The organism is Streptomyces coryli, from assembly GCF_011044975.1.
Lineage (GTDB): Bacteria > Actinomycetota > Actinomycetes > Streptomycetales > Streptomycetaceae > Streptomyces > Streptomyces coryli.
This window is the reverse complement of the sequence record NZ_JAAKZV010000051.1, coordinates 14,815-39,557: the sequence shown is the minus strand read 5'-3', so window position 1 is coordinate 39,557 and position 24,743 is coordinate 14,815. Positions and strand designations below refer to the sequence as shown.

General features: G+C 72.6%; 24 protein-coding genes. 21 read left to right on the top strand and 3 right to left on the bottom strand.

Features of this window, described 5'->3' with window-relative positions:
* The 7 genes from G5C51_RS14460 to G5C51_RS14430 form a co-directional block, all read left to right on the top strand.
* The coding region (locus G5C51_RS14460) for a stealth conserved region 3 domain-containing protein (RefSeq protein ID WP_165237192.1) at positions 1–2,284 on the top strand (2,284 nt) is incomplete at its 5' end.
* Positions 2,285–2,473: 189 nt separating this feature from the next.
* Positions 2,474–3,013, top strand: a complete 540-nt coding sequence (locus G5C51_RS14455) for a class I SAM-dependent methyltransferase (protein WP_206313824.1) — start codon at positions 2,474–2,476, stop codon at positions 3,011–3,013.
* Between the two features lie 14 nt (positions 3,014–3,027).
* Entirely contained in the window at positions 3,028–3,840 is an 813-nt protein-coding gene (locus G5C51_RS14450) for a class I SAM-dependent methyltransferase (RefSeq protein ID WP_165237188.1), read from the top strand.
* Positions 3,841–3,943: 103 nt separating this feature from the next.
* The gene (locus G5C51_RS14445; RefSeq protein ID WP_165237186.1) at positions 3,944–4,939 is read left to right on the top strand and encodes an NAD-dependent epimerase/dehydratase family protein; all 996 of its coding nucleotides are present in this window, start codon (positions 3,944–3,946) and stop codon (positions 4,937–4,939) included.
* A gap of 23 nt (positions 4,940–4,962) precedes the next feature.
* Entirely contained in the window at positions 4,963–5,736 is a 774-nt protein-coding gene (locus G5C51_RS14440) for a WecB/TagA/CpsF family glycosyltransferase (RefSeq protein ID WP_165237184.1), read from the top strand.
* Positions 5,733–6,899: a glycosyltransferase gene (locus G5C51_RS14435; protein WP_165237182.1), complete on the top strand. Its 1,167-nt coding sequence runs from the start codon at positions 5,733–5,735 to the stop codon at positions 6,897–6,899. Before G5C51_RS14440 ends, G5C51_RS14435 begins: the two co-directional genes overlap by 4 nt.
* Positions 6,896–7,948 carry a hypothetical protein gene (locus tag G5C51_RS14430; RefSeq protein ID WP_165237180.1) on the top strand — a complete coding sequence of 351 codons (1,053 nt, stop codon included), beginning with the start codon at positions 6,896–6,898 and terminating at the stop codon, positions 7,946–7,948. The genes G5C51_RS14435 and G5C51_RS14430 overlap by 4 nt, the downstream gene beginning before the upstream one ends.
* Positions 7,949–7,964: 16 nt before the next feature.
* On the opposite strand, the gene G5C51_RS14425 is transcribed toward G5C51_RS14430, so the two are convergent.
* Positions 7,965–8,573: a sugar transferase gene (locus G5C51_RS14425; protein ID WP_338118142.1), complete on the bottom strand. Its 609-nt coding sequence runs from the start codon at positions 8,571–8,573 to the stop codon at positions 7,965–7,967.
* Positions 8,574–8,701: 128 nt separating this feature from the next.
* Here G5C51_RS14425 and G5C51_RS14420 point away from each other — a divergent pair, with 128 nt between their 5' ends.
* Complete coding sequence (locus G5C51_RS14420; RefSeq protein ID WP_165237178.1) at positions 8,702–9,481, top strand: class I SAM-dependent methyltransferase; 780 nt, start codon at positions 8,702–8,704, stop codon at positions 9,479–9,481.
* Here G5C51_RS14420 and G5C51_RS44035 read toward each other — a convergent pair.
* Entirely contained in the window at positions 9,420–10,331 is a 912-nt protein-coding gene (locus G5C51_RS44035; RefSeq protein WP_165237176.1) for a glycosyltransferase family protein, read from the bottom strand. The two genes, G5C51_RS14420 and G5C51_RS44035, sit on opposite strands and share 62 nt — an antisense overlap.
* 102 nt (positions 10,332–10,433) lie before the next feature.
* Between G5C51_RS44035 and G5C51_RS14410 the strand changes: the two genes are divergently transcribed.
* From G5C51_RS14410 to G5C51_RS14400, 3 genes are read left to right on the top strand one after another with little or no spacing between them, the layout of a single operon-like run.
* Complete coding sequence (locus G5C51_RS14410; RefSeq protein WP_165237174.1) at positions 10,434–11,804, top strand: lipopolysaccharide biosynthesis protein; 1,371 nt, start codon at positions 10,434–10,436, stop codon at positions 11,802–11,804.
* Positions 11,797–13,071, top strand: coding sequence for a hypothetical protein (locus tag G5C51_RS14405; RefSeq protein ID WP_165237172.1), 1,275 nt, complete (start codon positions 11,797–11,799; stop codon positions 13,069–13,071). The genes G5C51_RS14410 and G5C51_RS14405 overlap by 8 nt, the downstream gene beginning before the upstream one ends.
* On the top strand, positions 13,068–13,826 hold the full coding sequence (locus G5C51_RS14400) for a glycosyltransferase (protein ID WP_165237170.1): 759 nt from the start codon (positions 13,068–13,070) through the stop codon (positions 13,824–13,826). The genes G5C51_RS14405 and G5C51_RS14400 overlap by 4 nt, the downstream gene beginning before the upstream one ends.
* Positions 13,827–13,851: 25 nt before the next feature.
* Here G5C51_RS14400 and G5C51_RS14395 read toward each other — a convergent pair whose 3' ends face one another.
* Positions 13,852–14,763, bottom strand: coding sequence for a glycosyltransferase (locus G5C51_RS14395; protein WP_165237168.1), 912 nt, complete (start codon positions 14,761–14,763; stop codon positions 13,852–13,854).
* A gap of 154 nt (positions 14,764–14,917) precedes the next feature.
* Between G5C51_RS14395 and G5C51_RS14390 the strand changes: the two genes are divergently transcribed.
* From G5C51_RS14390 to G5C51_RS14345, 10 genes are all read left to right on the top strand, one after another.
* Complete coding sequence (locus tag G5C51_RS14390) at positions 14,918–15,859, top strand: UDP-glucuronic acid decarboxylase family protein (protein ID WP_165237166.1); 942 nt, start codon at positions 14,918–14,920, stop codon at positions 15,857–15,859.
* 67 nt (positions 15,860–15,926) lie between these two features.
* Positions 15,927–17,333 (top strand): polysaccharide biosynthesis tyrosine autokinase, encoded by a 1,407-nt coding sequence (locus G5C51_RS14385; protein ID WP_165237164.1) that lies wholly within the window; start codon positions 15,927–15,929, stop codon positions 17,331–17,333.
* A 2-nt stretch (positions 17,334–17,335) separates the two neighbouring features.
* The gene (locus G5C51_RS14380) at positions 17,336–17,836 is read left to right on the top strand and encodes an arsenate reductase/protein-tyrosine-phosphatase family protein (RefSeq protein ID WP_240929647.1); all 501 of its coding nucleotides are present in this window, start codon (positions 17,336–17,338) and stop codon (positions 17,834–17,836) included.
* 46 nt (positions 17,837–17,882) lie between these two features.
* Positions 17,883–18,695: a class I SAM-dependent methyltransferase gene (locus G5C51_RS14375; RefSeq protein ID WP_240929643.1), complete on the top strand. Its 813-nt coding sequence runs from the start codon at positions 17,883–17,885 to the stop codon at positions 18,693–18,695.
* A 116-nt stretch (positions 18,696–18,811) separates the two neighbouring features.
* Positions 18,812–19,822, top strand: coding sequence for an LCP family protein (locus tag G5C51_RS14370; protein WP_165237160.1), 1,011 nt, complete (start codon positions 18,812–18,814; stop codon positions 19,820–19,822).
* Positions 19,819–20,784: an LCP family glycopolymer transferase gene (locus G5C51_RS14365; protein WP_165237158.1), complete on the top strand. Its 966-nt coding sequence runs from the start codon at positions 19,819–19,821 to the stop codon at positions 20,782–20,784. Before G5C51_RS14370 ends, G5C51_RS14365 begins: the two co-directional genes overlap by 4 nt.
* A 133-nt stretch (positions 20,785–20,917) precedes the next feature.
* Positions 20,918–21,454: a hypothetical protein gene (locus G5C51_RS14360; RefSeq protein WP_165237156.1), complete on the top strand. Its 537-nt coding sequence runs from the start codon at positions 20,918–20,920 to the stop codon at positions 21,452–21,454.
* A gap of 92 nt (positions 21,455–21,546) precedes the next feature.
* Complete coding sequence (locus G5C51_RS14355; protein ID WP_165237155.1) at positions 21,547–22,626, top strand: FUSC family protein; 1,080 nt, start codon at positions 21,547–21,549, stop codon at positions 22,624–22,626.
* The gene (locus G5C51_RS14350) at positions 22,619–23,710 is read left to right on the top strand and encodes a SpoIIE family protein phosphatase (protein WP_165237153.1); all 1,092 of its coding nucleotides are present in this window, start codon (positions 22,619–22,621) and stop codon (positions 23,708–23,710) included. Before G5C51_RS14355 ends, G5C51_RS14350 begins: the two co-directional genes overlap by 8 nt.
* A 183-nt stretch (positions 23,711–23,893) precedes the next feature.
* Positions 23,894–24,694, top strand: coding sequence for a class I SAM-dependent methyltransferase (locus tag G5C51_RS14345; protein ID WP_338118141.1), 801 nt, complete (start codon positions 23,894–23,896; stop codon positions 24,692–24,694).
* Positions 24,695–24,743: the final 49 nt, after the last annotated feature.

Sequence of the window (24,743 nt, the reverse complement as noted above, 5' to 3'; positions counted from 1 at the left end):
CCGCCTCGAGACCATTTCCAACGCCATCCCCGACGGCTTCCGCCCCCGTTCCTCCCGTACGTCCAAGACCATCGTCGTCCCGCGCCGCCTTGTCCCGGACAAGCAGGTCGACCACGCCATCACCGCCTTCGGCAAGGCGGTCATCGAGCACCCGGACTGGAAGCTGCGGATCTTCGGCGACGGCCCGCTCACCGGTCGCATGCGCCGCCTCGTCGAGGAACTCGGGCTGCACGACTCCGTCGAAATCATGGGCCCGACCCGGCACATGACCGACGAGTGGGCGAAGGCGGCGTTCACGGTCCTGCCCTCCGAGACCGAGGGCTTCGGCCTCGTCCTCGTGGAGGCCTTCGCGGCCGGGGTGCCGGCGGTGGCGTACGACGTGCCGACCGGGCCCGCCGAGATCATCCGGCACGGGGTCGACGGGCTGCTGGTCGAGGCCGCCGACACCGAGGCGCTCGCCGCCGCGATGGCGCGGCTGATGGCGGACGAGGCGCTGCTGCACCGCATGGGCGCGGCGGCGCTGGAGGGCGCGACCCGCTTCTCCGCGGCCCGTATCAACAAAACCTGGGAGCGGCTCTTCGCGGAGCTCTACGCGACCCGCCGCGACCCGGCCCGGCTCACCGCCCGCGCCGACCGCGCGGGCCACCGCAAGGCCGTCACCGCGGGCGGCGGCTTCCAGCCTTCCGCCCCCGCGTCCAAGATCTCCCCGTCGGCCGGCGGCCAGCGCGCCCGCGAGGACGAACTCCTCGCCGGCGACGCGTCGTTGGTCCGCTCGGCGGGCCAGCTGGCCTACGTACGCGACGACCTCCCGGCCGCCCGCGCGTACGAGGAGAACCTGCGCCTGGCCGCGGACGCCCTGGAGGCGGCCGACATCCCGTACGTCCTCCTCCGCGACCGCGACGACAGCCCGCACCGCCGCCTCGCGGTGGACGCGGCGCTGCAGGCGGACGTCCGGGCGGCGCTGGCGCGGGCGTATCCCGGACAGGCGGTGTACGCGGAGCTGCTCGGCCCGGTGACGGACGCGCCGGGCGCGGTGCTCGCGGAGCGCCTCGGCGGCGTCGGCGAGGTCCGCGGCCTGCGGGTCTGCCGCCCGTATCTCACGAGCGGCCGCACCCTCCGCTACGGGCCCGCCTTCGGCTGCGACATCGAGTTCTGGCCGTACGACGAACTCCTCGGCGGCTATACGGCTCCCAGGCGCCCGGCCGCGCTGGGCCCGACGCTGCGGACGGTGGTGCCGAACGCGGTGACGCGGGTCCGCGACCGCGCGTATCCGACCCTGGAGGACTTCAACGAACCGCTGGTGACGGACCTCGACTTCCCGGTCGACGCGGTCTACACCTGGGTCGACGACGCGGACCCGGAGTGGCAGGAGCGCCTGAACGCCCGGCGCGCGGAGCTGGGCCTGCCCCCGAAGCCGCAGGCGGAGGTGGCCGGCGACGCCTCGGTCCGCTTCCGCAACCGCGACGAGCTCCGCTACTCCCTCCGTTCCCTGGCGATGTACGCCCCCTGGATCCGCACCATCTACCTGGTCACGGACGGCCAGCGCCCGTCCTGGCTGAAGGCGGAACACCCCGGCCTGAAAATCGTCGACCACCGCGCCCTGTGGGACGACCCGGCCGCCCTCCCGGTCTTCAACTCCCACGCCATCGAATCCCGCCTCCACCACATCGAGGACCTGTCGGAACACTTCCTCTACCTGAACGACGACTTCTTCCTGGGCCGCCCGGTGGCCCCCAACCGCTTCTTCCGCTCGAACGGCAACAGCCGCTTCTTCTGGTCCCCGACAGCGATCCCGGCAGGCGAGGCGACACCGACGGACGAGGGCTATTTCGCCGCCGCGAAAAACAACCGCCGCCTCCTGAAGGACCGCTTCGGCGTAACGGTCACCCACGGCTTCCTCCACGCCCCGTACCCCCTCCGCCGCAGCGTCCTGTCCCGTATCACAGAGGAATTCGCCGAGCCCCTCGCCCGCACCTCGCGCTCGGCGCTACGCGACTGGCGCGACGTCTCCCTGGTCTCCTCCCTGCACCACCACTACGGCTACCTGACGGGCACGGCAGAACCGGGCGGAATCCGCTGCGGCTACGTCGACACCGGCCGCTACGAACAGCAACACCTGCTCACCCGCCTCCTCGCCAACCGCGCGAAAGACGTCTTCTGCCTGGGCGAGGGCGCAGAATCCGAGGTCCCCGAGACCGAACAGGCACAGGTGATGCGCGCATTCCTGGAGGCCTATTTCCCTGTCAAAGGGCCATACGAGCGGAGCTCCGGAGTGTCGGAATGATCCAGGGGAAAGGGCCTGCGGTCATGATGGGAGGCGCGCTTTCCCGATAACGATCCGCACCGAGAGGCAGACCGAGTGACGCTACTCAGCACGCGTGCTGCCAATCCGGACCGTGCGGGCTCGCTGGCGCACCGGACGCGTGCCCGGCGGTGGACAGAGCTCCTGCGCACGTTCCCCGACCTTGCCGAGATGCGGGTGCTGGACCTCGGTGGCACCCCGGCCTCCTGGCGCGCCGCCCCCGTACGCCCGGCGCAGGTGACGGTCGTGAACATCGATCCGGGCGTCGCAGGCGACCCGGAGCCGGATGTGCAGTTCCTGGCGGCGGATGCGTGCCAGCTGCCCGCGCTGCTCCCGGGAGTTGAATTCGACCTGGTGTACTCCAATTCTCTGCTGGAGCATCTGGGCGGCCACGCAAACCGCGCCCGCCTCGCCGAGGTCGTAGCCGCGTCGGCGAGTCATCACTGGATCCAGACGCCGTACCGCTATTTCCCCGTCGAACCGCACTGGCTCTTCCCCGGCATGCAGTGGCTGCCGTTCCAGGTGCGGGTGCAGATCTCACAGCGGTGGCCGTACGGGCATATCCGCCCGGGCGGGCGGGCCAAGGCGATTCGGGATGTGGCGGAGGTCGAGTTGCTCTCGGCCACGGAGATGCGCGCCTATTTTCCGGAATCGGATCTGTGGTTCGAGCGCTTCGCCGGACTGCCCAAGTCTCTCGTCGCGCGAAAGTAGAGGAAGCGGCACACATGAAGACGAGCATCGAGGCACAGCGGAAGGCGTCGGACGAGCTGGTCGGCGACGGCTACGACTTCGGTTATCACGTCACGGCGGATCCGCTGGTGCGCTATTTGCGGGACCGGCGTCTGAAGGCGGGCCTCGAGCAACTGCGCCGCCGCGGGGCGCTCGACCCCGCGAACCAGAGCGTCCTGGTGGTCTGCGGCGGGGCCGGCGGCGAAGGCATCATGCTGCGCCGCGAGGGCTTCGCGGACGTCACCGTCTCCGACCTTTCGCCCGCCACGCTGGAGGTCTGCCGCGAGCTGGACCCCGAGCTGAAGACGCGCTGCCTCAACGCGGAGGCCATGGCCGAGCTCGCGGACGGCAGCTTTGACCTGGTCGTCGTGCAGGACGGGCTGCACCATCTACCGCGTCCCGCGCTGGGATTCACCGAGATGCTCAGGGTGGCCCGTACCGCGGTCATTCTCATCGAGCCGCACGAGAGCCTGGTCGGCCGCCTGATCGGCACCGAATGGGAGGTGCAGGGGACCGCGGTCAATTACGTCTTCCGCTGGAACGGCTCTTTCCTGAAGCAGGTGACGCTCAGCTATCTGCTCCGCGACCGGGCCACCGTGCTGCCGCGCCGGCTGTGGGATCACAATCTCGCCGTCGGGAAGCTGGTGCGCCGCTGCGTCCCGGGGCGCTGGCGGCTGCCCGCGGCCAAGGCGGTCTACGCGGCGCTGACGCCCTTCAACCGGCTCGGCAACATGATGGTGGGCGTCGTCCTGCTGCACGACCCGTCCGCCGCCGGCTCCAAACTGCCCGCCGCGCGTACGACCGGGTGAAGGCATCGGCGCGGCTTCGGCCGACCGGCGTGTGAAGACGATCAAGACCTCCCTCCCGATATTAACTAATGCCGCAATTCAGACATAAGTGAGAGGTGTAGGGATGTCGGGCATCAACGCCGTCGTAACCGGGGCCGGAGGATTCATCGGCGGGCATCTGACCCGCGCCCTGCTGGCGGAGGGCAAGAGCGTACGGGCCGTGGACAAGAAGCCGCTCACCGAGTGGTACCAGGTCCACGACGGGGCGGACAACATGGTCGCGGACGTCTCGCTCCGCCCGCTCTGCGAGCGGGTGGTCGACGGCGGCGCGGACGAGGTCTACCACCTCGCCGCCGACATGGGCGGCATGGGCTTCATCGAGGCCAACAAGGCTGCCTGCATGCTCTCCGTGCTCTCCAGCACCCACATGCTGATCGCCGCCCGCGACGCCGGCGCCGAGCGCTACTTCTACTCCTCCTCCGCCTGCGTCTACGCCGCCGACAAGCAGACCGAGACCGAGGTGCTCCCGCTGCGCGAGGAGGACGCCTACCCGGCGATGGCCGAGGACGGCTACGGCTGGGAGAAGCTCTTCAGCGAGCGCATGGCCCGGCACTTCCGCGAGGACTACGGCCTGACCAGCCGCGTCGCCCGCTACCACAACGTCTACGGCCCGCACGGCACTTGGGACGGCGGCCGCGAGAAGGCCCCGGCCGCCGCCTGCCGGAAGATCGCCATCGCCGCCCTCACCGGCGAGCGCGAGGTGGAGATCTGGGGCGACGGCGAGCAGACCCGCAGCTTCATGTACATCGACGACTGCGTCGAGGGCACCCTGCGCATCGCCCGCAGCGAGGTCACCGAGCCGCTCAACCTCGGCTCGGACCAGCTGGTCTCCATCAACCAGCTGTACGCCCTGGTCCAGGACATCGCCGGGATCGAGCTGACGTACAACCACATCCCCGGCCCCCTCGGCGTCCGCGGCCGCAACAGCGACAACACCCGGATCACCAAGGAGCTCGACTGGGCCCCGTCGATCACGCTGCGGGCCGGCCTGGAGCAGACCTACCGCTGGATCTACGACCAGGTCGCCGCCCGTATCGACGGCCGCGCGTACGTCAACTGAACCGCCGACCGGCCCGCCCCGCCATGGAATCCATCCCCCGTGTCGACGTGCTCGGCGTCGGCGTCAGCGCCGTCGACCGCACCCGCGCTCTGGAAGCCGTCACCGGCTGGATCGAGCGCCGCGAGCGGCACTACGTCTGCGTGACCGGCGTACACGGGGTGATGGAATCCCAGCGTGACCCGGCGCTGCGCCGCGTCCACAACGCCTCGGGCCTGACCGTCCCCGACGGGATGCCGATGGTGTGGGCCGGGCAGCGGGCCGGCGCCCACTGGATGCGCCGGGTCTACGGGCCCGACCTGATGCTTGACGTGCTGAACCGGGCCGTGGAACGGCGCTGGAGCTCGTATCTCTACGGGGGCGCCGACGGCGTGCCGGAGCTGCTGGGAAGCGAGTTGAGCGGCCGCCTCCCGGGGCTGAAGGTGGCGGGCGCCTGGTCGCCGCCCTTCCGCCCGCTCACGCCGCGGGAGGAGCGCGAGACCGCGGACCGGATCAACGCCAGTGGCGCGGACCTGGTGTGGGTGGGGCTTTCCACGCCCAAGCAGGAGCGCTGGATGGCCGCCTTCCGGGAGCGGCTCGAAGCGCCCGTGCTGCTGGGCGTGGGCGCGGCCTTCGACTTCCACGCCGGGCTCAAGCCGCAGGCCCCGGCGTGGATGGCGGAGCGCGGTCTGGAGTGGAGCTACCGGCTGGCCAAGGAGCCCCGGCGGCTGTGGCGGCGCTATCTGCGCAACAACCCGGCCTATCTGGCCCGGATCGCGCTGCGCCCGCCACGGCTGGTGCGGGAGTGGCCGCAGCCGTGACCCCTCTGCGCATCGCCCTCGTGCACAGCTTCTACGCCTCGGGGCAGCCCAGCGGCGAGAACGCCGTGGTCGCCGAGCAGGCGGCCGCGCTCGCCGCGGCGGGGCACGAGGTGGCGCTGGTCGGAGCGCATACGGACGAGTTGTCCCGGCAGCGGCTGTATGCGCTGCGCTCGGCCGTGGTCGTGCTCAGCGGCCGGGGCCGCTCGCCGGTGGAGCGGCTGCGGGCCTTCCGTCCCGACGTCGTCCACGTGCACAACCTCTTCCCCAACTTCGGGCGCGGCTGGGCCCGGAGCTGGCACGACAGCCCGCTGATCGCCACCCTGCACAACTTCCGCCCGCTGTGCGCCGGCGGCAGCCTCTACCGCGACGGCGCGGACTGCACCCGCTGCCTCGACGGCGACCGCTGGGCCGGGCTGCGGCACGCCTGCTACCGGGACTCGCGCGCCGCCACGCTGCCGCTGGCCTGGGCGAACCGCCGCGGGGCCGCTGCCGACCCGCTGCTGGCGCGGGCGGACCGGGTGGTGGTGATCTCGGAGCTCAACCGCCGCGTGTACGCCCGCTCCGGAGTGCCCGCGGAGCGTCTGGCCGTGCTGCCCAACTTCGTTGCCGACGCGCCGTGCGAGCCGGCGCCGGACGCCGGTGCGTGGCTCTTCGCCGGCCGCCTCAGCCCGGCCAAGGGCATCCTTGAACTGCTGCGGTCCTGGCCGAAGAGCGAGCCGCTCGACGTGGCGGGCAGCGGCGAACTGGAGGCCGCCTGCCGGGCGGCGGCGCCCGGTTCCGTACGCTTCCTCGGCTCCCTGGAGCGGCCGGAGCTGCGCCGCCGCATGGCCGCCGCCAAGGGGCTGCTGTTCCCCAGCCGTTGGCTTGAGGCCGGGCCGACCGTCGTCTACCTCGAGGCGCTCGCCGCCGGGCTGCCCGTCCTCGCCTTCGAAGGCAACGCCGTCGCCGAGGCCGTACGGGACGAGGGCACCGGACACGTCACCGCATGGGACCAGCCGCTCGGCCGGGCGCTCGCCGAGGCGGGCCGCGCATTCCCGGCGCAGCGCGCCCACTGCCGCTCCGTCTACGAGCACCGCTACGGCGAGCAGCGCTGGCTGCGGGAGGCGACCGCCCTCTACCGGTCCGCGCTCCGCGACCACCCCCGACACCAGGAGACCCGATGACGCAGCTGACCGCCGCGATCGCCTTCACGCCGCGGGACGAGGGGCAGAGCCCGCAGTGCCGCGGCCGGAAGGGCGAGCCCAAGGCGTACACGTACTACCGGTGCATGCTGGTGGCCTACGCCTCGCTGCGCCGCTTCAACCCGGATGTGGACCTGGTGCTGGTCACCACGGAGCCGATTCCGGAGCAGTTCGCCGGGGAGTACCGGCGGATCGGCGTCGAGACGCTGCTCACCCCGTTCCGGCACTGCCCGCCCGAGGGCTTCTCCCGCGGCTGGCAGGCGACCCCGTATCTCCTGGACGCCCTCGCGGCGCTGCGCGGCCGCGGCGACATCGTGATGGGCGACCCCGACCAGTTGTGCGTACGGCCACTGGCGCCGCTGCTGGAACTGGCCGGGGACCGGATCGGCGTACAGACCGAGAACATCGCCGATCTGGGCAAGCCCGGCTCCGACAAGTCGCGCGAGATCCGCGAGATCAGCGCCGAGATGTTCCGCGACTTCGGCGAGCCGATGGACGGGTGGCGGTTCTACGGCGGCTACTACTACTCCGTGCCCGAGCGGTCGCTGCCCCCGCTGCTGGAGCGCCTGGAGCGGGCCTGGCAGTGGTCGCTGGGCCGGTTCGCCGAGGGCCGCAGCCGGCTGTGGATCGACGAGCACTTCATGGCCTACGCCCTGCGCGCCCTGCCGACCGTCGAGTTGAGCGCCCACGTCCGCAACATCCCGACCGCGCCGTGGCGCCGCTATCTGACCGACCCCGAGGCGATCTTGCGGCTGACCATGTGGCATCTGATCCACGAGAAGGACCTGGGCTTCCAGCGGATGTACGGGGACGCCGCCGACCCCGCGTCGTGGTTCTGGACGGCCTCCGACGACGCGTTCCGGCAGCAGGCCGGGGCGATGATGTCCGTAACCCGGCAGGCCCCGCAGCGGGCGCTGCTCAACTCCTGCGGCGCCGTGGTCGAAAAGCTCACCACCGAGGGCATGCAGCGGCGGCTGAAGCCGGTGTACACGCGGATGGTGCAGGCGTACGCGGGGATGCGGTCGGTCTGAACGGGACGCGGCGCCCTCAGTGGGCGCCGCGCGCGGCCAGCACGGCGGGGAGCGTGCGGGCCAGGATGGACAGGTCGCGGCGCAGCCGCCAGTTGTCTACGTAATCCAGGTCGAGCCGGACCATGTCGTCCCAGCTCAGCTCGGAGCGGCCGCTGACCTGCCAGGGGCCGGTGACGCCGGGGAGCACCGCCAGCCGGCGGCGGGCCTCGCCGGTGTAGTCGGAGTCGGTCACGGGCAGGGGACGCGGGCCGACCAGCGACATCTCGCCGCGCAATACATTGACCAGCTGCGGCAGTTCGTCCAGCGAGCAGCGGCGCAGCAGCCGACCGACGGGCGTCACCCGTGGGTCGTCTTGCAGCTTGAACAGGTGGCCGTCGCTTTCGTTGCGCTCGGCGAGCGCGTCCCGCTCGGCGGCCGCGCCGGAGCGCATGGTGCGGAACTTCAGCATCGTGAAGGCAGCGCCGCCCTGCCCGGCGCGCGCCTGCCGGTACAGGCAGCCGCCCGGCGAAGTGGCCGCCACCGCCAGCGCGATCAGCGCCAGGAGCGGAGCGGTCAGCAGCAGCAGAAAGGACGCCCCGGTAATGTCGATGAGTCGCTTGCGCCGGGGAGCCGCCCGGAATGACACGTCGATTACCTCCTTCGTGGATGAAAGCCGCAGAACTGAGCGAAATATGACATACGGTGCAGAGACTCTTACATGATGGGTGCGGCGTCCGGGGCAGCCACTCCGGGCAACGGCTATGGAAGGCCAGGATGATGCGCTTCAGGGACCGCGTTCGACGCACGGTCGACCAGACGCTGCCCACCTGGGTGGCGTACCGGAAGGATCTGCTGCGGCCGATGCGGCTCTACGGCGGTCCCATGAACGGCCAGCCGGGCAGGCAGCAGTTGGTGCGGGACATCCTGCGCGAGATCGCCTTCGACGAGGTGGTCGAGACCGGGACGTACCGCGGGGTCACCACCACCTTCCTCAGCGACGTGTCCGGGCTGCCGGTCCACTCCGCCGAGACCGCCGAGCGCTTCTTCCGCTATGCGCAGGTGCGTTGCGCCGACCGGCCCGGCATCGCGCTGCACCACGGCGACTCCCGCGGCCTGCTGCGGCGGCTCGCGGAGCGCGAGGGCGACGCGGCCCTCTTCTGCTACCTCGACGCGCACTGGGGCGAGGACGTGCCGCGCTACGAGGAGCTGCTGACCATTCATCAGCGCTGGTCGCGGGCCGTGGTGATCATCGACGACTTCCGGGTCCACGACGACCCCGGCTACGGGCACGAGACGTATCACGGCCGCCCGCTGGACCTCGACTACCTGCCGGAGCTGCCGGGCTGGCAGATGTTCTTCCCCGCGCTGAGCGCCGCCGAGGAGGGTGGCTGCAAGCGTGGCTGCCTGGTGCTGGCGAGCGCGGAGCTCGCGGCGGCGGTCGAGGCGTTGCCGGGCGTACGGCCGGTGCCGCCGCGGGAGGCGGCAGGTGCGGTCAGCACCCCAGGGCAGCGCGCAGCTCGCGCACCCGAGCCCGCCAGTCCCCGACTTCCCTGACCCGCTCGCGGGCCCGGTCCACCCGCGGCTGCCAGTGCGCGGGGTCGGCGAGAATCTCGCGCACCTGCCGCTCCGGCGCGTCCCGGTCGGCCTCCACCACCGGATTGAAGCCGAGCAGCCGCACGAGTTCGGCCGGGGCGCGGCCGATCAGCAGGCAGCCGGAGGCCATCCCCTCCAGATAGCGCAGGGTCATCGTCTCCACGCCGCCGGAGCGCTCGGGGTGGGTGAGCGAGGAGGGGAAGCAGGCGAGCAGGACGGAGTCGGCGAGTCCGGCGCGCAGGGCCGCCTCATCGGGGAAGACGAGCTGTCCGGGGGTGGCCTGGTAGCGATGTGCGCGCCCCGAGGCCGCCGCGGCGTCCCGTACGGCGTCGTGCCAGGGCTCGTACCGGCGGCCCAGCTCGAGCAGTCCGATGGGGCGCTCGGCGAGCGGCGGCCCGGCTCGGTAGCCGTCGAGCCGCGCGGCCTCCGGCAGATGCCGCACCGGGATGCCGGGCAGGCGCTCGGCCAGGTGGCGCGCGGACTGCTCCGCGGTGACGAACACCGCCCGCGGCCGCACCGCCCGCAACCGCTGCTCCCACAGCGGCCAGTTCGGTTCCCACACATCCCAGCAGTACGGCACCACGGGCCCGCGCAGCGCCGCGCGGTACAGCAGGTCGAACCGGGCGCCCATGAGCGGCACGACGACCGGGTGCCCCCTGCGTGCGGGCGCCAGCCGCCCCTTCGCCAGCACCCGGCCGAACAGCTCGCCCGCCGGCGCCTGCCGCTCGGCGGCACCCTGGCGGACGAGTTCGTCCACGAGGTCCCGTACCGGATAGTCCGACGGGTGTGCGCGCTCCGGCGGTCGGATCACACCGAGACGGGCCGAGGGGGCGGAAGGGGGCATCGCCGTCAACTCCGGATACGTCGTCGTGCCACCGGCAGGCACAGGAGCGAATCACATTATGCTGCGCTAGTGCGGCAAAACAGGCATATCACCTCGAATGTGGGCGACGGCGCCTCCGGAGCCGTCGCCGCGCCGCCCGCACGTCCGGCGGACCAGGAACGGACCAACTCTCCCGGACTGGCCCTGGGGGCGAAGGCGGCCGGGCTGCCCATCGCCGGGCTCGCGGCGCTGCTCTCCGCGCGGATCGTCACCGACGAGCTGGGCCTGGCCGGATACGCCCTGTTCGCCCTCATTACCACCTTGCCCGCGCTGCTGCCGCTCGGCGATCTGGGCGCCGGCGCCGCACTGCTCGACGCCGTCGCCGCCGACGACGGCAGTCCGCGGGCCCGCGCGCACACCCGCGGGACGCTGATCTCCGGGGCGCGCATGCTGAACCTCGCCGGGGCGGCGGTCGCGGCCACCGGTCTCGTGCTGGCCGGCACCGGCACCCACACCTGGCTGCTCGGCACCGCCGCGACCCCGTCCGCGGGCGCCTGTGTGGCCGTCGCCGGTGTGCTGATCGGCTGCACCCTGCCGCTCGGACTCGGGGCGTCGGCACTGGCCGCCATCGACCGCTACCACGTCGCGCTGCTGCTCCAAGCCGCGGGCAGCGCCGCGGGCTTCGGCCTGGTCGTTGTGGCCGCCGGGCTCGACGCCCACGCCGCGGTGTACTGCGCGGGGCCGCTGGCGGGCCAGTGCGCGGCGGGCGCTGCCGCCCTGGCCCTGGCGGCGCGCGCGCTCGGCATGCCGATGCTGCGTACGGTCGCGGCGAGTGTCCGACCCGGCCAGCAGGGCACGCGGATCATGCACCTGGCGGGCCCGATGACCGTCATCTACACCACCTCCGCCCTCACTTACGGCACCGACCGGCTGGTGCTCGGCCACACCACCAGCGCTGCCGCGGTCGCCGTCTACTCGGCGGGCGCCCAGCTGTACCGGCCCGCCGCGGCGCTGCTCAGCTCCGCCGCGCTGCCGCTGTGGGGGCGGTACGTGCAGCGGCGCGGCGCCGGCGGCGGTACCCCGCGCGGCGAGCTGGCGCGCCTGGTCGCCTGGTTCGCGGGCGCCGCCCTGGTGGTCGGCGGCGGACTGGTCGCCTGCGGGCCGCCGGTCGCCGACTGGATGCTGCACGGCGAGGCCCCCGTCGGGCCGGGCCTGATGGCCGCGTTCGGGCTGCTCATCCTCGTCCACGCGGTCAACCATCCGGTGGGCATGTGGCTGTCCGACGCACCGGGCCTGCGCTTCCAGGCCCGCGGCGCGGTGGCGATGACCGCGGTCAGCCTGGCGCTCTCCGTACCGCTGGCCATCGCACTGGGCCCGGCCGGGCCCGTGCTGGCCTCCGCGCTCGCCTTCGCGGTCTGCGTCGCCGTCCCCTGCCACCGAAGGGCCTTCCGTCATGGCTGACACCACCCTTGCCGCACCGGCGGCACCGGCCCGGCCGGACGCCGCGGCCGGCTCCCGGGCCGACGCGCCGGCGGCCGTCGCCCTCGGCGGCGGGGTCGCGGTGTCCGTCTATCCGCACGGCGGCGTGACGGTGGCCCACCTGATCGTGCTCCTGCTGCTGCCGGCGCTGCTGCCCGCCGCCCGCGGGGTGCGCGGCACCGGCTGGGTGCCGGTGCTGCTGGGACTGTGGGGATGTGCGGTCGGCTTCACCACGCTGCTGGTCGGCGACACGTTCCGGCACTTCGCCTACGCGGTGGCCCAGCCGTGCACCCTGGCGCTGAGCCTGGTGGCCGGAGTGTGGGTGTTCCGGCAGGACCGGCGGGTGATCCGGGCCTTCCTGGTCGCGCTGGTCCTCGGCCTGTGCGCGGCCGAACTCCTCTACCGCAGCCCCGGTTTCGCGACCGACCCGTGGAAGTTCGCCCTCGGGCCCGTCGTCACCACCGGTGCGATGCTGTGCTCGGCGCTGCTGATCGAGCGGGTCCCGCTGCCCGTGGCGATGCTGCCGGCCGCGGCGGCGAGCGCGGTGAGCCTCGTGACCGGGTTCCGCGCCGAGTTCGTGGTCTCGGCGATCGCGATGGGGCTGACCGTGCTGTGCGCGCGGCGGGCCGCGGGCGCGAGCCGGCTCCGGCTCGTAGTCGCCTGCGGCGTCCTGGCCGCGCTCGCCGCCGGTCTGTCCTACGGCTACAACACCCTCGCCGCCGACGGCACGCTGGGCGAGGAGCAGCGGCATCGCTGGGTCCTGCAGTCCGACGTCGAGGGCGGGCTGCTCATCGGCGCCCGGCCCGAGCTGGTCGGCTCCGTCGGGCTGATCGCCGAATCCCCGCTGCTCGGCCGCGGCGTCTCGCCCGAGGTGGACGGAGCCACCGCGGCGGCGTTCCTGAAGCGGCTGAGCGACCAGCGGGTGCCCGTGCACGAGGGCATGGTCGAGTACTACTTCGGCCGCGGCCTCTATCTCCACTCGGAGCTGTTCCAGCTGTGGGCCGAGATGGGCCCGCTCGCCGTACCGGGGCTCCTCGCGCCCATCGTGCTGGTCTTCGCGGCAGCCCTGGCGGCGGTACGGGCCGCCTCCGGCCCGCGCATTCTCATCTTCAGCTACCTCGCCTGCCAGTTCGCGTGGGACCTGCTGTTCTCCCCCGCGCCCCGGCTCATGGGCACCTACCTCGGCACCGCCGCGGCCGCGGCCGTCGTCTATCTCGCAACCCTCCGGAAAGGAAGAACAGGAACATGAGCATGCGCATCGGCATGGTGGTGCCCACGCTGGGAGAGCGCCCCGACCTCCTGGACGAATGCCTGGACTCGCTCCGCCGCCAGGCCGGCGTCGAGCAGGACCTCGTCATCGTCACCGTCGAGTCCGCGGTGGCCCGGCTGTCCGAGCGTTACGACCTCCCGGTCATCGCCCAGGAAGGCCGCGGCCTCGCCGCCGCCATCACCACCGGCTTCCGGCACTTCGGCGACCGCGTCGACGCGCTCGCCTGGCTCGGCGACGACGACCGGCTGCCCGCGGGGTCGCTGGCCACCGCGCTCACCGCGCTCGCCGACCGGCCCGACTGCAGCATGGTGTACGGGCAGACCCGCTGGATCGACGACGCGGGCGAGCAGTTGTCCGTGCTGCGTCCCGGACGGGCCGGCCGGCTGCTCATCAAGCTCGGCCACAACCTCATCCTGCAGCCCGGGTGCGTCTACCGGCGCAGCGCCATCGAGGCCATCGGCGGCATCGACCCCGGCTTCCCGCTCGCCTTCGACGTGGACCTGCACCGCCGGCTGATCGGGCATCAGCGGGCCCGTTACGTACCGGAGCTGCTGGGTGAAGCCCGCGAGCACCCCGGCAGCCTGACGGTGCGTCACCAGCAGACGTCGCAGGCGGAGTGCGAGGACTGCCTGGTGCAGCAGATGCCCGGCTGGCTGCGCGGCAGCCGTCCGCTGTGGGCGCCCGCCGCGCGGCTCGCGATGCGGGCCACGGCCAAGGTGGCGCTGCAGCGCTGAGCCGGGTGGGCTGGTGCGGCGGCGCTCAGCCCCGGCCCGTACGGGGCCGGGCCAGCGCCGCCCACCAGCCGCCCGCGAACGCCACATCCGCCAGCCCGCGCGCGGCCAGCGGCGCGCGGGCCAGCACCACCGCGGCCGCGAGGCGCCCCAGACCGCGCAGCGCCCGGCCCGCACGACGCGCACCCAGGTGCAGCAGCGGCCGCCGCGCCGCCCGGTCCGCGAGCGCATTGCCGTATCCGGAGAGATAGAAGCGCCGGACCAGGCCGCGCAGCGTCAGCCGGTCCGGGTCAGGGGTCTCGGCGACAGCGGCCGCGTCGATCCACACCATGTGGGCGCCGCGCTCCGCGAGTTCGCCGAAGAACGCGGTGTCCTCACCGCCCACGCGGTCGAATTCGGCGCCGAAGCGCAGCCCGGCCGCGCGCACCGGGGCCAGCCGCAGCAGCGTGTTCCCCGAATAGGCGGGCCCGGTCAGCGGGCCGTCCGGCCGGCTTCCGCCGCAGCTGCGCAGCAGGGCGCCGTCCGCCACCCACGCCGGCGCCCGCTCCGGCACCGCCACCCGCACCGGGCCCACGGCCACGTCGGCCGCGTGCGTGCGGGCGCCGTCGAGGAAGGCGAGGAGCCAGCCGGGGACCGGGAATTCGTCGTCGTCGATGAAGACCAGCACGTCCGCGTCGCCTGCCGTGTCCAGCGCCGCGTTACGGACCTGGGCGAAGCCCCGCTCGGGGACGCGGACGTACTCGACGCCGTGCCCGGCCGCGGCCCGGCGCGCGGCGGCGCTGCCGGCGGGGGAGTTGTCGAGCAGCGCGACCCGCACCTCGTACCCGCGCTGCCGGGCCAGGGCCGCCTGCCCGGCGACGGCGGCGAGCAGCGCGGGCAGCGGCCGGGCTCCGAGGGTCGGCACCGCGATCACGACGCTGCGTACCGCCATCCTCGCCATTCCGGCTGGTCCTTTCGAGCAAAGATCACGACTATTCGGAACAAATGGTGCGTAATCGGGGTCTGATCCTCTCACGATGTGCCTGGGCCCCGACCACAGCCACTCCGCGGGCTCGACCTGGCACCGAACATGAGCAACTGGGAGACGACCTGATATGCGAGCCGTGGTGACCGGCGGGGCGGGCTTCATCGGCTCGCACTTGTGCGAGCGACTCTTCGACAGCGGCTACGACGAGGTCTGGTGTCTGGACGACTTCTCCACCGGTCGCCCCGCCAACGTGGCGGGCCTGACCCACCGCCGCGGCTTCAAGCTCGTGCAGGGCGACATCGTGCACGGCATCGGCGTCGCGGGGAAGGTCGACGCGGTCCTGCACTTCGCCTCGCCCGCTTCCCCCATCGACTACCTGAAGCGGCCGCTGTACACGCTCCGCACCGGCGCCGAGGGCACCCGCAACGCGCTCGAGCTCGCCGCCCGTAACGACGCCCGCTTCGTGCTCGCCTCCACCTCCGAGGTGTACGGGGACCCGGAGGTACACCCGCAGACCGAAGGCTACTGGGGCAACGTCAACCCGGTCGGCCCGCGCAGCTGTTACGACGAGGCCAAGCGCTACGCCGAGGCCCTCGCCGCCGCGTACGTCCGCGAGCGGGGGACGAACGCCGGCATCATCCGGATCTTCAACACCTTCGGCCCGCGGATGCGCGCGGGCGACGGCCGCGTGGTCCCCAACCTCATCCGGCAGGCGCTCACCGGCGACCCCATGACGGTGACCGGCGACGGCTCCCAGACCCGTTCCCTCTGCTACGTCGACGACCTGGTCGGCGGCGTCATGCGGATGCTGGGCAGCGACATCGCCGGCCCGGTGAACCTCGGCAACCCGCACGAGCTGTCCATGCTCGAACTCGCCGAGTGGATCCGCGAGCTGACCGGCAGCACGTCCGGCATCACGATGATCCCGCTGCCCGAGGACGACCCGAAGCGGCGCCGTCCCAACATCGAGCTGGCCCGCACGAAGCTCGACTGGCAGCCGTCCACGTCCGTCGCGGAAGGGCTGCGCCGGACCATCGCCTGGTTCGCGGACGCCCCCAGCGCGCCGTAGCAAACCGGCAGCGAGCCGAACGTAATCTCGCCCCGGAGAAACGGGCGTATACGGAAAAGGTGGACAGGTGGACATTCGCGCGTGCATCAAGGTCGCGACGCGGCGCTGGCCCAGCATCGTGCTCGGGATCGTCCTCGGGCTTGCCGCGGGCAGCGTGGCGACGCTCACGACGACCCCGATGTACGAGGCGCGCAGCCAGCTGTTCGTCTCGACGCGTACGGCCGACGACACCGCCCAGCTGCAACAGGGCGGCATGTACACCCAGGACCGGGTGCAGTCGTACACCGGGATCGCGGCCAGCCGGGCGGTCACCGGGCCGGTGGTGAAGAAGCTCGGCCTGCGCATGAGCCCGGACGCGCTGGCCGGCCGCATCACGGCGAGCGCCGCCCTGAACACCGTCCTGATCGACGTCACCGTCAGGGACGCGAAGCCCAAGCGGGCCGCGCGCATCGCCGACGCGGTCGCGGACCGGCTCGCCACGGTCGTCCAGCGCCTGGAGACCCCCGACGACGCCAAGTCCTCACCGGTGAAGCTCGGCGTCACGCAGGACGCCGCCACCCCGAAGGAACCCGTCTCGCCCCGGCCGCTGCTCAACCTGCTGGCAGGCCTCGCCCTCGGGCTCTTCGCCGGCGTCGCCGCCGCCCTGCTGCGCGAGACCCTCGACACCACCATCAAGACCGCCGAGGGCCTGGGCGAATCCACCGAGTTCACCGTGCTCGGCGCCATCCCCAACGAGCGCACCAGCTCCGACAATCCACTGGTCAACAGCGCCGGCTACTCGGCCCGCGCCGAGGCCTTCCGGCTGCTGCGCACCAACCTGCAGTTCGCCCTCGTGGACCGCGAGCCCCGGGTCATCGTCGTGACCAGCGCCCTGGCCGGCGAGGGCAAGACGTCCACCTCCGTCAGCCTGGCGCTGTCGCTGGCCGAGGCGGGCCTGAAGACCTGCCTTGTCGACGCCGACCTGCGCCGCCCGCGGGTCGCGCGCACGCTCGGCCTCATCGAGGACGCCGGACTCACCAGCGTGCTGATCGGCGCCGCCGACATCAAGAGCACGATGCAGGGCGCCGACGGCGGCAAGCTCCGGGTCCTGGCCGCCGGGCCGATCCCCCCGAACCCTGCCGAGCTGCTCTCCTCGGACCGTATCCGCAACGTGCTCCGCGAACTCGCCGACGAATACGACGTCGTGGTCGTCGACAGCCCGCCGGTGCTGCCGGTCGCGGACACGGCGGGCCTGGCGCCGCTCGCCGACGGCGTGGTGATGGTGGTGCGCGCCGGCCACACCCCCGCGGACCGGGTACGGGCCGCGCACGCGTCGCTCACCGGGGTCGGCGCGCACCTGCTCGGCGGCGTACTCAACCGCGCCGTGCTGCCGAAGAGCCTCGGCTACGGATACGGCTACGCCCCGCTGCGCCAGCAGGGCAAGCCCGCCGACGGCGCGGTCAAGCCGCAGCGGCACAAGGCGGGGGCGCGGTGACGATGCGGGTCCTGTTCGTCTGCACCGGGAACATCTGCCGGTCCCCGATGGCGGAGCGGCTGCTGGCGCGGATGCTGCCGGGGGCGGCGGCAGCCAGCGCCGGCACCCACGCCCGGCCCGGCAGCCCCATGGAGCCGCTGGCCGCGACGCAACTGGCCGCCCTGGGCGGCGATCCCGGAGGCTTCGCGGCCCGCCGCCTCGAATCCGCCGCGGTGGCCGGCGCCGACCTCGTGCTCGGCATGGCCCGCGAGCACCGCGAGGCCGCGGTCCGGCTGCACCCGGCGGCCATGGCGCGCTGCTTCACCCTCGCCGAGTACGTGCGGCTGGGCGGCGGCCCCCGGGTGCCGCCGCCCGCCCCGGACGCCGACGACATCGCGGACCCGTACGGCCGCCCCGAGGACGTCATGCACGCCTGCGCGGACCGCATCGCCCGCCAGGTGAGCGAGCTGGCGCGCCTGCTCGGATCCCGCTCCGCCGAACGGTTGTTTGCGGCGACGCGCTGAGGCGCCCGCCCCGCCCCGCCGCCGGCCGCGGCTACCGTCCGGTGCCATGGCTGATCTCCGTACGCCGCCCTCCATGGGCACGCTGCAAGAGCACGAACACGGGGAGGGCCACGACTACGCGGCCGGCTCCCCGCACATCCGCCACCACAGCCTGAGGGAGCGGCTGATCGGCTCGCTGCACGGCGTGATCGGCGAGATCCAGGAGACGAACGGCCGCTGCCGGGTCCTGGAAGTGGGCGCCGGACACGGCACGTTCACCGACCACCTGGTCGCGGCCGGCGCCGAGGTGACGGTGACCGAGATGAGCGAGCCGAGCGCCTCCTTCCTGCGCCGCCGCTTCCGCCACAACGACCGCGTCACCGTGCTGCACGACGCGGACGGCGAGCGCGCCCTGCGCGGCGACCCGGTGGACCTCGTCGTGTGCATCTCGGTGCTGCACCACATCCCCGACTACGTCCGCAGCGTGCGCCGGCTGACCGATCGCGTCGTGCCGGGCGGCGCGTTCGTCAGCTACCAGGACCCGCTCTGGTACCCGCGGCGCGGCACCGTCTCCATGGCCGCCGACCGCGGGGCGTACTTCCTCTGGCGGCTGGGGCAGGGGCAGCTGCAGCGCGGGCTCGCGACCCGGGTGCGCCGGCTGCGGGGCATCCGCGACGAGAGCAACCCCGCGGACATGGTGGAGTACCACGTCGTACGCGATGGAGTGGACGAACTGGCGCTGCGGGACCTGCTGGCCGAGTGCTTCGCGGACGTCGGCGTGGAGCGCTATTGGTCGACCCAGTCGCCGTTGCTGCAGCAGCTGGGGGAGCGGCGCGGGCCGCGGACGACCTTCGGCCTCATCGCCCGCGGGCGCCGATAGCAAGCAGCGCCATTGCGGTACACCTCGGGAACATGCCCGTAAGTAATACCGGCATACTTCAACACTGATTGCTATTTTCCGATTAATTCGGATGGGCAACAGTGAGGTGGTCGGTGATGAGGATCCCCGCGATCAGTCGACGGAAGGCGCTGCGGATCGCCGCGATCGGCACCGCCGCATTTGTGGTGACCGGCTCCCTGGGCACCTGGCTCATGTTCCGTTCCCTGGACGGGAATATCCGCACCGATACGACCGCCGCCCGGTCTCTCGCCGGCAGCGACCGCCCACCGGCCGGCCCGCCCGGCACTCAGAACATCCTCGTGATCGGCTCCGACGACCGCTCGGCCCCCGACGGCCGGTACGGCAATGCCACCCCCGGCAGCGTCCGCTCCGACACCGTCATGCTGATCCACCTCTCCGAGCGGCAGAAGCGGGCCGAGGTGGTCAATATCCCGCGGGATCTGCTGGTCTACACGCCGCGCTGCAAGAGCAGGTCGGGGGAGTGGGTGCAGGAGCAGCGGACGCAGTTCAACTGGACCTTTGAGACCGGGGGTACGGCCTGCACCGTCCGCACCTTCGAGAAGCTCACCAATATCCGCGCCGATCACCACATGGTCGTCGACTTCGCCGGCTTCAAGAAGATCGTGAACGCGGTCGGCGGAGTCGAGGTGGATCTCCCCGAGGCGGAGGAGGATCCCAATGTCGGCCTCGATGTGCCCGCCGGCCGTCAGGTGCTCCGCGACGAGGACGCCCTCGCCTACGTGCGCGCCCGCGTCCACGTCGGTGACGGCAGTGACGCGAATCGGATCCGCCGGCAGCATGAATTCCTCGGGCTGCTCGCCGACAAGGTGAAGGACAAGGGGACGCTCAGCGACCCGCGCAAGCTGCACGCCATCCTGAAGGCGGCGACTTCTTCGCTGACCACCGACCCGGGGCTCAATTCCGTCTCCGAGCTGTACGCGCTGGCGGAGAAGTTCCGTGAGATCCCGGAGGACCGGATCGCCTTCAGGTCCACGCCCAGCATGATTTATCCCGAGGACCCCAACCGTCTCATCACCCGCGAGCCGCAGGCGCAGCAGCTCTTCGCCGCGCTGCGCACGGACCGGCGGGCGGCGTCCCGGGCGTGAGGACGCGCACCGTATTAAAGACCCTGCCCTTCGTGCTCGCCGGTACGGTGCTCGCCACCGCCGCCATCGGGCATTCCATGTTCACCTCGCTCGACGGCAATATCCGTATCGACAACTCCGCCGTGGCCGCGCTCGCCGATGAGCGGGAGCGGGTGGCCGACACCCCGGGGCAGAACATTCTGCTGCTCGGGTCCGACAATCGCGGTGACGAGATCAGCCGGGGTGACGCGCGGTCCGACACCATCATGCTGCTGCATGTCGCCGACGGGGGCGGGCGGGCCTCGGTCACCAGTTTTCCGCGGGATCTGATGGTGGACATTCCGCGCTGCAAGGCGGTCGGCAATCGCGCCGGGGCGCCCGGCGGGAAGCAGGGGCAGCTCAACTGGTCGTATCACTACGGGGGAGCGGCCTGCACGATCCGGACCATCGAGAAGCTGACCAAGGTGCGCGTCGATCACCATCTCAATGTCGACTTCGACGGCTTCAAGGAGGTCGTCGACGCCGTCGGCGGCGTGCCCGTAAAGCTGAAGAAGCCGCTGCACGACCGGCGTGCCCAGCTGTCGCTGCCGGCCGGTGAGCAGGTGCTCAACGGGGACCAGGCGCTCGGATACATGCGCACCCGCAAGGGCGTCGCCGACGGCAGTGACTCCAGCCGGATCCGGCGGCAGCAGGCGTTCCTCAAGAAGGCGACGCGGCAGGTGCGTGAGGCCGGGACGCTCACCCGGCCCGACAAGCTCTACGGCGTGCTCGACGCCGGCACCCAGGCGCTGACCGCCGATCCCGGGCTCGGGTCGCTGGAGGAGCTGTACGGCCTGCTGAGTCAGGTGCGTTCGGTGCCGGACAGCGAGTTCCGCTTCCGTACGGTCCCGGTGCGGCCGCATCCCGCCGACCGTAACCGGCTGGCGCTGAAGGAGCCGGCGGCGGGAAAGCTCTTTTCGCGGCTGCGGAAGGATAATTCGTAATTCCCATTCCCACGCTGCTAGGCCAGATGAGTGCATCCGTTCGGGGAAACGTAACTCCAATGCAGCAGGGCGAGTTGGCCCATTCGACGTCACCGAGCAAGGCCCTTCATATCGTCGCCAATGGGAGACAGCCGTGACAGTCGCAGGAGTTGAACCCGAGTCCCAGATCGTGGTGGTCGGGCAGCGGGCGTACACCGGATCGCAGGAGTTCTTCGAGCCCGGCAGAAGCGCGCCGGACGAGGTCTTCGAGGTCACCGACCTCACCATGAAGCGCGTGCACGCGCAGCGGCTGGAGATCACCTCCGTCGGCTGGGAGCGGGACGCGGGCGGGCGGCCGCGGGCGCTGATGATCACCGCGCACAGCTCGCTGCCGGACCTGATGTGCCTCGGCGACGCGCCGGTGCGCCTCAACAACGGGGCCGTAGCGGATCTGGTCAGCCTGGAGCCGGTCGACGACGGGACCCGCATCGTCGTACGGATCCTGCCCTGGACGCTCCCCGAGCGGCCCTGGCCCGTGGGGCTGCGGGTGACCGCGCTCGGGGTGACCCGGGAGGCCGCGGTGCCGGCCGGGCTCGAGCTGCCCGAGGTGCGCTACCGGCGGCGGCTGCGGCGGCACGCGGCGCGCGGGGCGACGGATCCGCTGGGGCGGCTCGTCGTGCTCCGAGGGTGATCCGTTTGGCGTAACGGAGGTCACTCCCTTAAGGTGAGTTTTCTGTCGAAAACGGACTTATTGCACCTTGAGGCTAGGGGGACCGCGCCGCCATGCACTCCATACGGGCCACGGCCGCACCGGACGGCGCCGAGGCGTCCTGGCCCGAGCGTTTCCGGGTGGCCGCGCGGGCCTCGGTCGCGGCTGTGGCCGCCTGGGGGCTGTGCCTGCTGCTGCCGGGCGGGCCGCAGTACCCCGCGGCGATCGCCGCCCTGCTGACCGTCCACCCCACCGTCTATCAGTCGGTGACCGTCGGCATGCAGTACGGCAGCGGCTGCGCGATCGGGGCGCTCATCGCCGTACCGGCGCTGCTCTTCGGCGGGCCCACCTGGGCCGCCCTCGCCGTCGTGGTGCTGCTGGCGATGCTCGCCGCGGGCCACAGCAGGCTCGGCCACCGCGGGCTGCACGTGCCGACCACGGCCGTCTTCGTCCTCCTCCTCGGCCGCGGGCACTTCGGCGAGGAGGTCAGCTGGCACCTGGTCGCGGTCGCCATCGGCGTGGTCTGCGGCCTGACCTGCAACCTGCTGTTCCCGCCGCTGCAGCTGCGGCCCGCCGAGGACGCCCTGGACCGGCTGCGGCGGGAGCTCGCCGGTGTGCTGCGCGGTCTCGGCACCGCCGTCGCGGAGGACCGCGGGCCGCAGGACGTCCTCGGCCGCGGGTGGCGCGAGGACCTGACCGAGACGCTGCGCGCGGCGCACCGGGCGGTGGACCGGGCGCACGAGAGCCTGCGCTGGAATCCGCGGGTCAGGGTGCGCGGGGCCGGCCGTACCGCCTGCCGTGTCGACCACGAGATCCTCGACACCCTCGGCCGGGTGGCCGACGACGTCGCCGCGCTCAGCCGGGCGCTGGACCGCAGGACGCCCCGCGACGCAGCCTTCCGGCAGCGCTACGCCCGCCTGCTGCGGGGCACCGCGGTGTGCGTGCGGGGCTGCACCGGCGGGCTGCCGCACCCGGTGCTGCCGGTGACCCGGCGGGAGTGCGAGCGGCTCGCCGACGCCGCCGACTCGCGGGCGCTGGGGACCCGCGCCCCGGAGAACCGGCTGCTGATGATCCTCGACCGGACGCTTGAAGACCTCGGCCAGGCCGAGCCGGCGCCAGCCGGGCAGGCCCGCAAGGAGGCCGTCGGTGTATGAGCCGCCTGCCTGCGCTTCCCGCAGGATGATCGCAGGCCGCTATCTGCCGCCCGTCGCCCTCCTGGCCGTCGTCCTGCTCGCCGACCTGGTCACCCCCGCCTGGCTGGAGCTGGCCCCGCTGACCGCGGCCGCTCCGGTGCTCGCGGCCGCCGCCACCGGGCTGCGCTTCACGGCCGCCGTCGCGCTGGCCGCGCTCGCGCTGACCGTCGGCCTGTACCGGGTCCACGACATGTGGGGGCCCGGCTCCGACGTCGCCGTCATCGCGATCGTCGCCGTCTCCCTCGCCAGCGTCCTCGCCTGCTTCGTACGGCTGCGGCGGGAGGCCGAGCTGCGCCAGGTCCGCTCCGTCGCGGCCACCGCGCAGCGCGTGCTGCTGCGGCCGCTGCCGCGGCAGATCGACCGCCTGGAGCTGCGCGGCGTCTATCTGGCGGCCGAGTCGGAGGCGCAGATCGGCGGCGACTTCTACGAGGCGCTGCACACCCCGTACGGCGTCCGGCTGCTCATCGGCGACGTGCGCGGCAAGGGCCTGGAGGCGGTCGGGGCGACGGCGGGCCTGGTCGGCTGCTTCCGCGAGGCCGCGTACCAGGAGGCGAGCCTCGCCGATGTCGGCCGGCGGCTGGAGGAGACCGCCAGCCGGCGCATCGGCGAGGTCTACGACGAGGAGTTCACCGAGCGCTTCGCCACCGCGCTGCTGCTGGAGCTGCCGGGCGACGAGGACGTGGTGCGGATGGTGCACTGCGGCCATCCGGAGCCGCTCGTGCTGCGCGGCGGGCAGGTGGTGCCGTGGGCGCCCGAGGTGCCCGGCGCGCCCATCGGGCTCGCCGGTCTGGTCGGCTCGGAGCATACGGTCAGCAGCCGCGAGTTCGCCGCCGGCGACCGCCTCGTCCTCTACACCGACGGCTTCATCGAGGCCCGCGACCGGAGCGGCCGCTTCTACGCGCTGCAGGACGGGGCGCGCGCCGTGGCCGCCGCCCCGCTCGAGGACATGGCCGCGCGGCTGCGCACCGACCTGCTGCGGCACGCGGGCGGCCGGCTGGACGACGATGCCGCGCTTCTTGTCATTGAACGAGTGTCACCCGCCTGACGCTTTGCGTTTCCCCAGTGCTTCTGGTGCCCGTGGTACGGCTGGAGCGACTCCTCGTCCCTGCCTTAAGGAGGCAGCTCCGTGACACCTCTCACGACGCCAGACGCAGGCACCGAACAGGTACATGACCGGCGACCACGGTCCCTGGGCGAAGTGAAGGGGTGGTTCCGGCACGCTGACATTGTGCTGTTCGACTGGTTCCTGAGCCGCCAGGACCGGCTCGAACAGCACGGGGATCTGCTGGAGATGGGCGCGTACATGGGGAAGAGCGCCATCTTCCTCCAGGCGTATCTGCGGGCGGGTGAGCGGCTGACCGTCTGCGACCTCTTCGACGGCGAGGCGCCCGACAATCCGAACGCCCGCGAGATGCAGAAGTCGTACTCGACGCTGACCCGGCGCGCCTTCGAGGCCAACTTCCGGGCGTTCCACGAGGAGTTGCCGCGGATCATCCACGGGCCGACGTCCTGGGTGCCGGACGAGGTGACGGACGCGAGCTGCCGTTTCGTGCATGTCGACGCCTCGCACCTTTACGAGCATGTGCGCGGCGACATCGTCGCGGCGCGGGCGGCGCTGGGCGAGGAGGGCGTCGTGGTGCTCGACGACTACCGGGCGCACCACACGCCGGGGGTCGCGTGCGCGGCGTGGGAGGCGGTCGTCACCGGCGGGCTGAAGCCGGTGTGCCTGACGTCCACGAAGTTCTACGGGACGTGGGGGGATGTGGCGTCGATACAGGACGAGTTGCTGGCGACGCTGGGTGAGCGCGACGACTGCTGGGTCGGCGCGGAGGAGATCGCCGGTGGCCGGGTGCTGCGGGTGAACGCGGACCGGGTCCCGGAGCCGCGGCTGCCGCGATCGCGGTACGCCGGGGAGAAGCCGGCCCCGAGCGAGGCCGGCACGGGCCGGGTGCCGGCCTCGCGGGGGAAGAAGATCGCCAAGGACCTGCTCCCGCCGGTGGTGACACGGGCGCTGCGCGGGCTGCGGTAGCGGACGGGCCGCCGCTGTATCGGTGCAATCGGTAGGCAGTTAGGCGTGT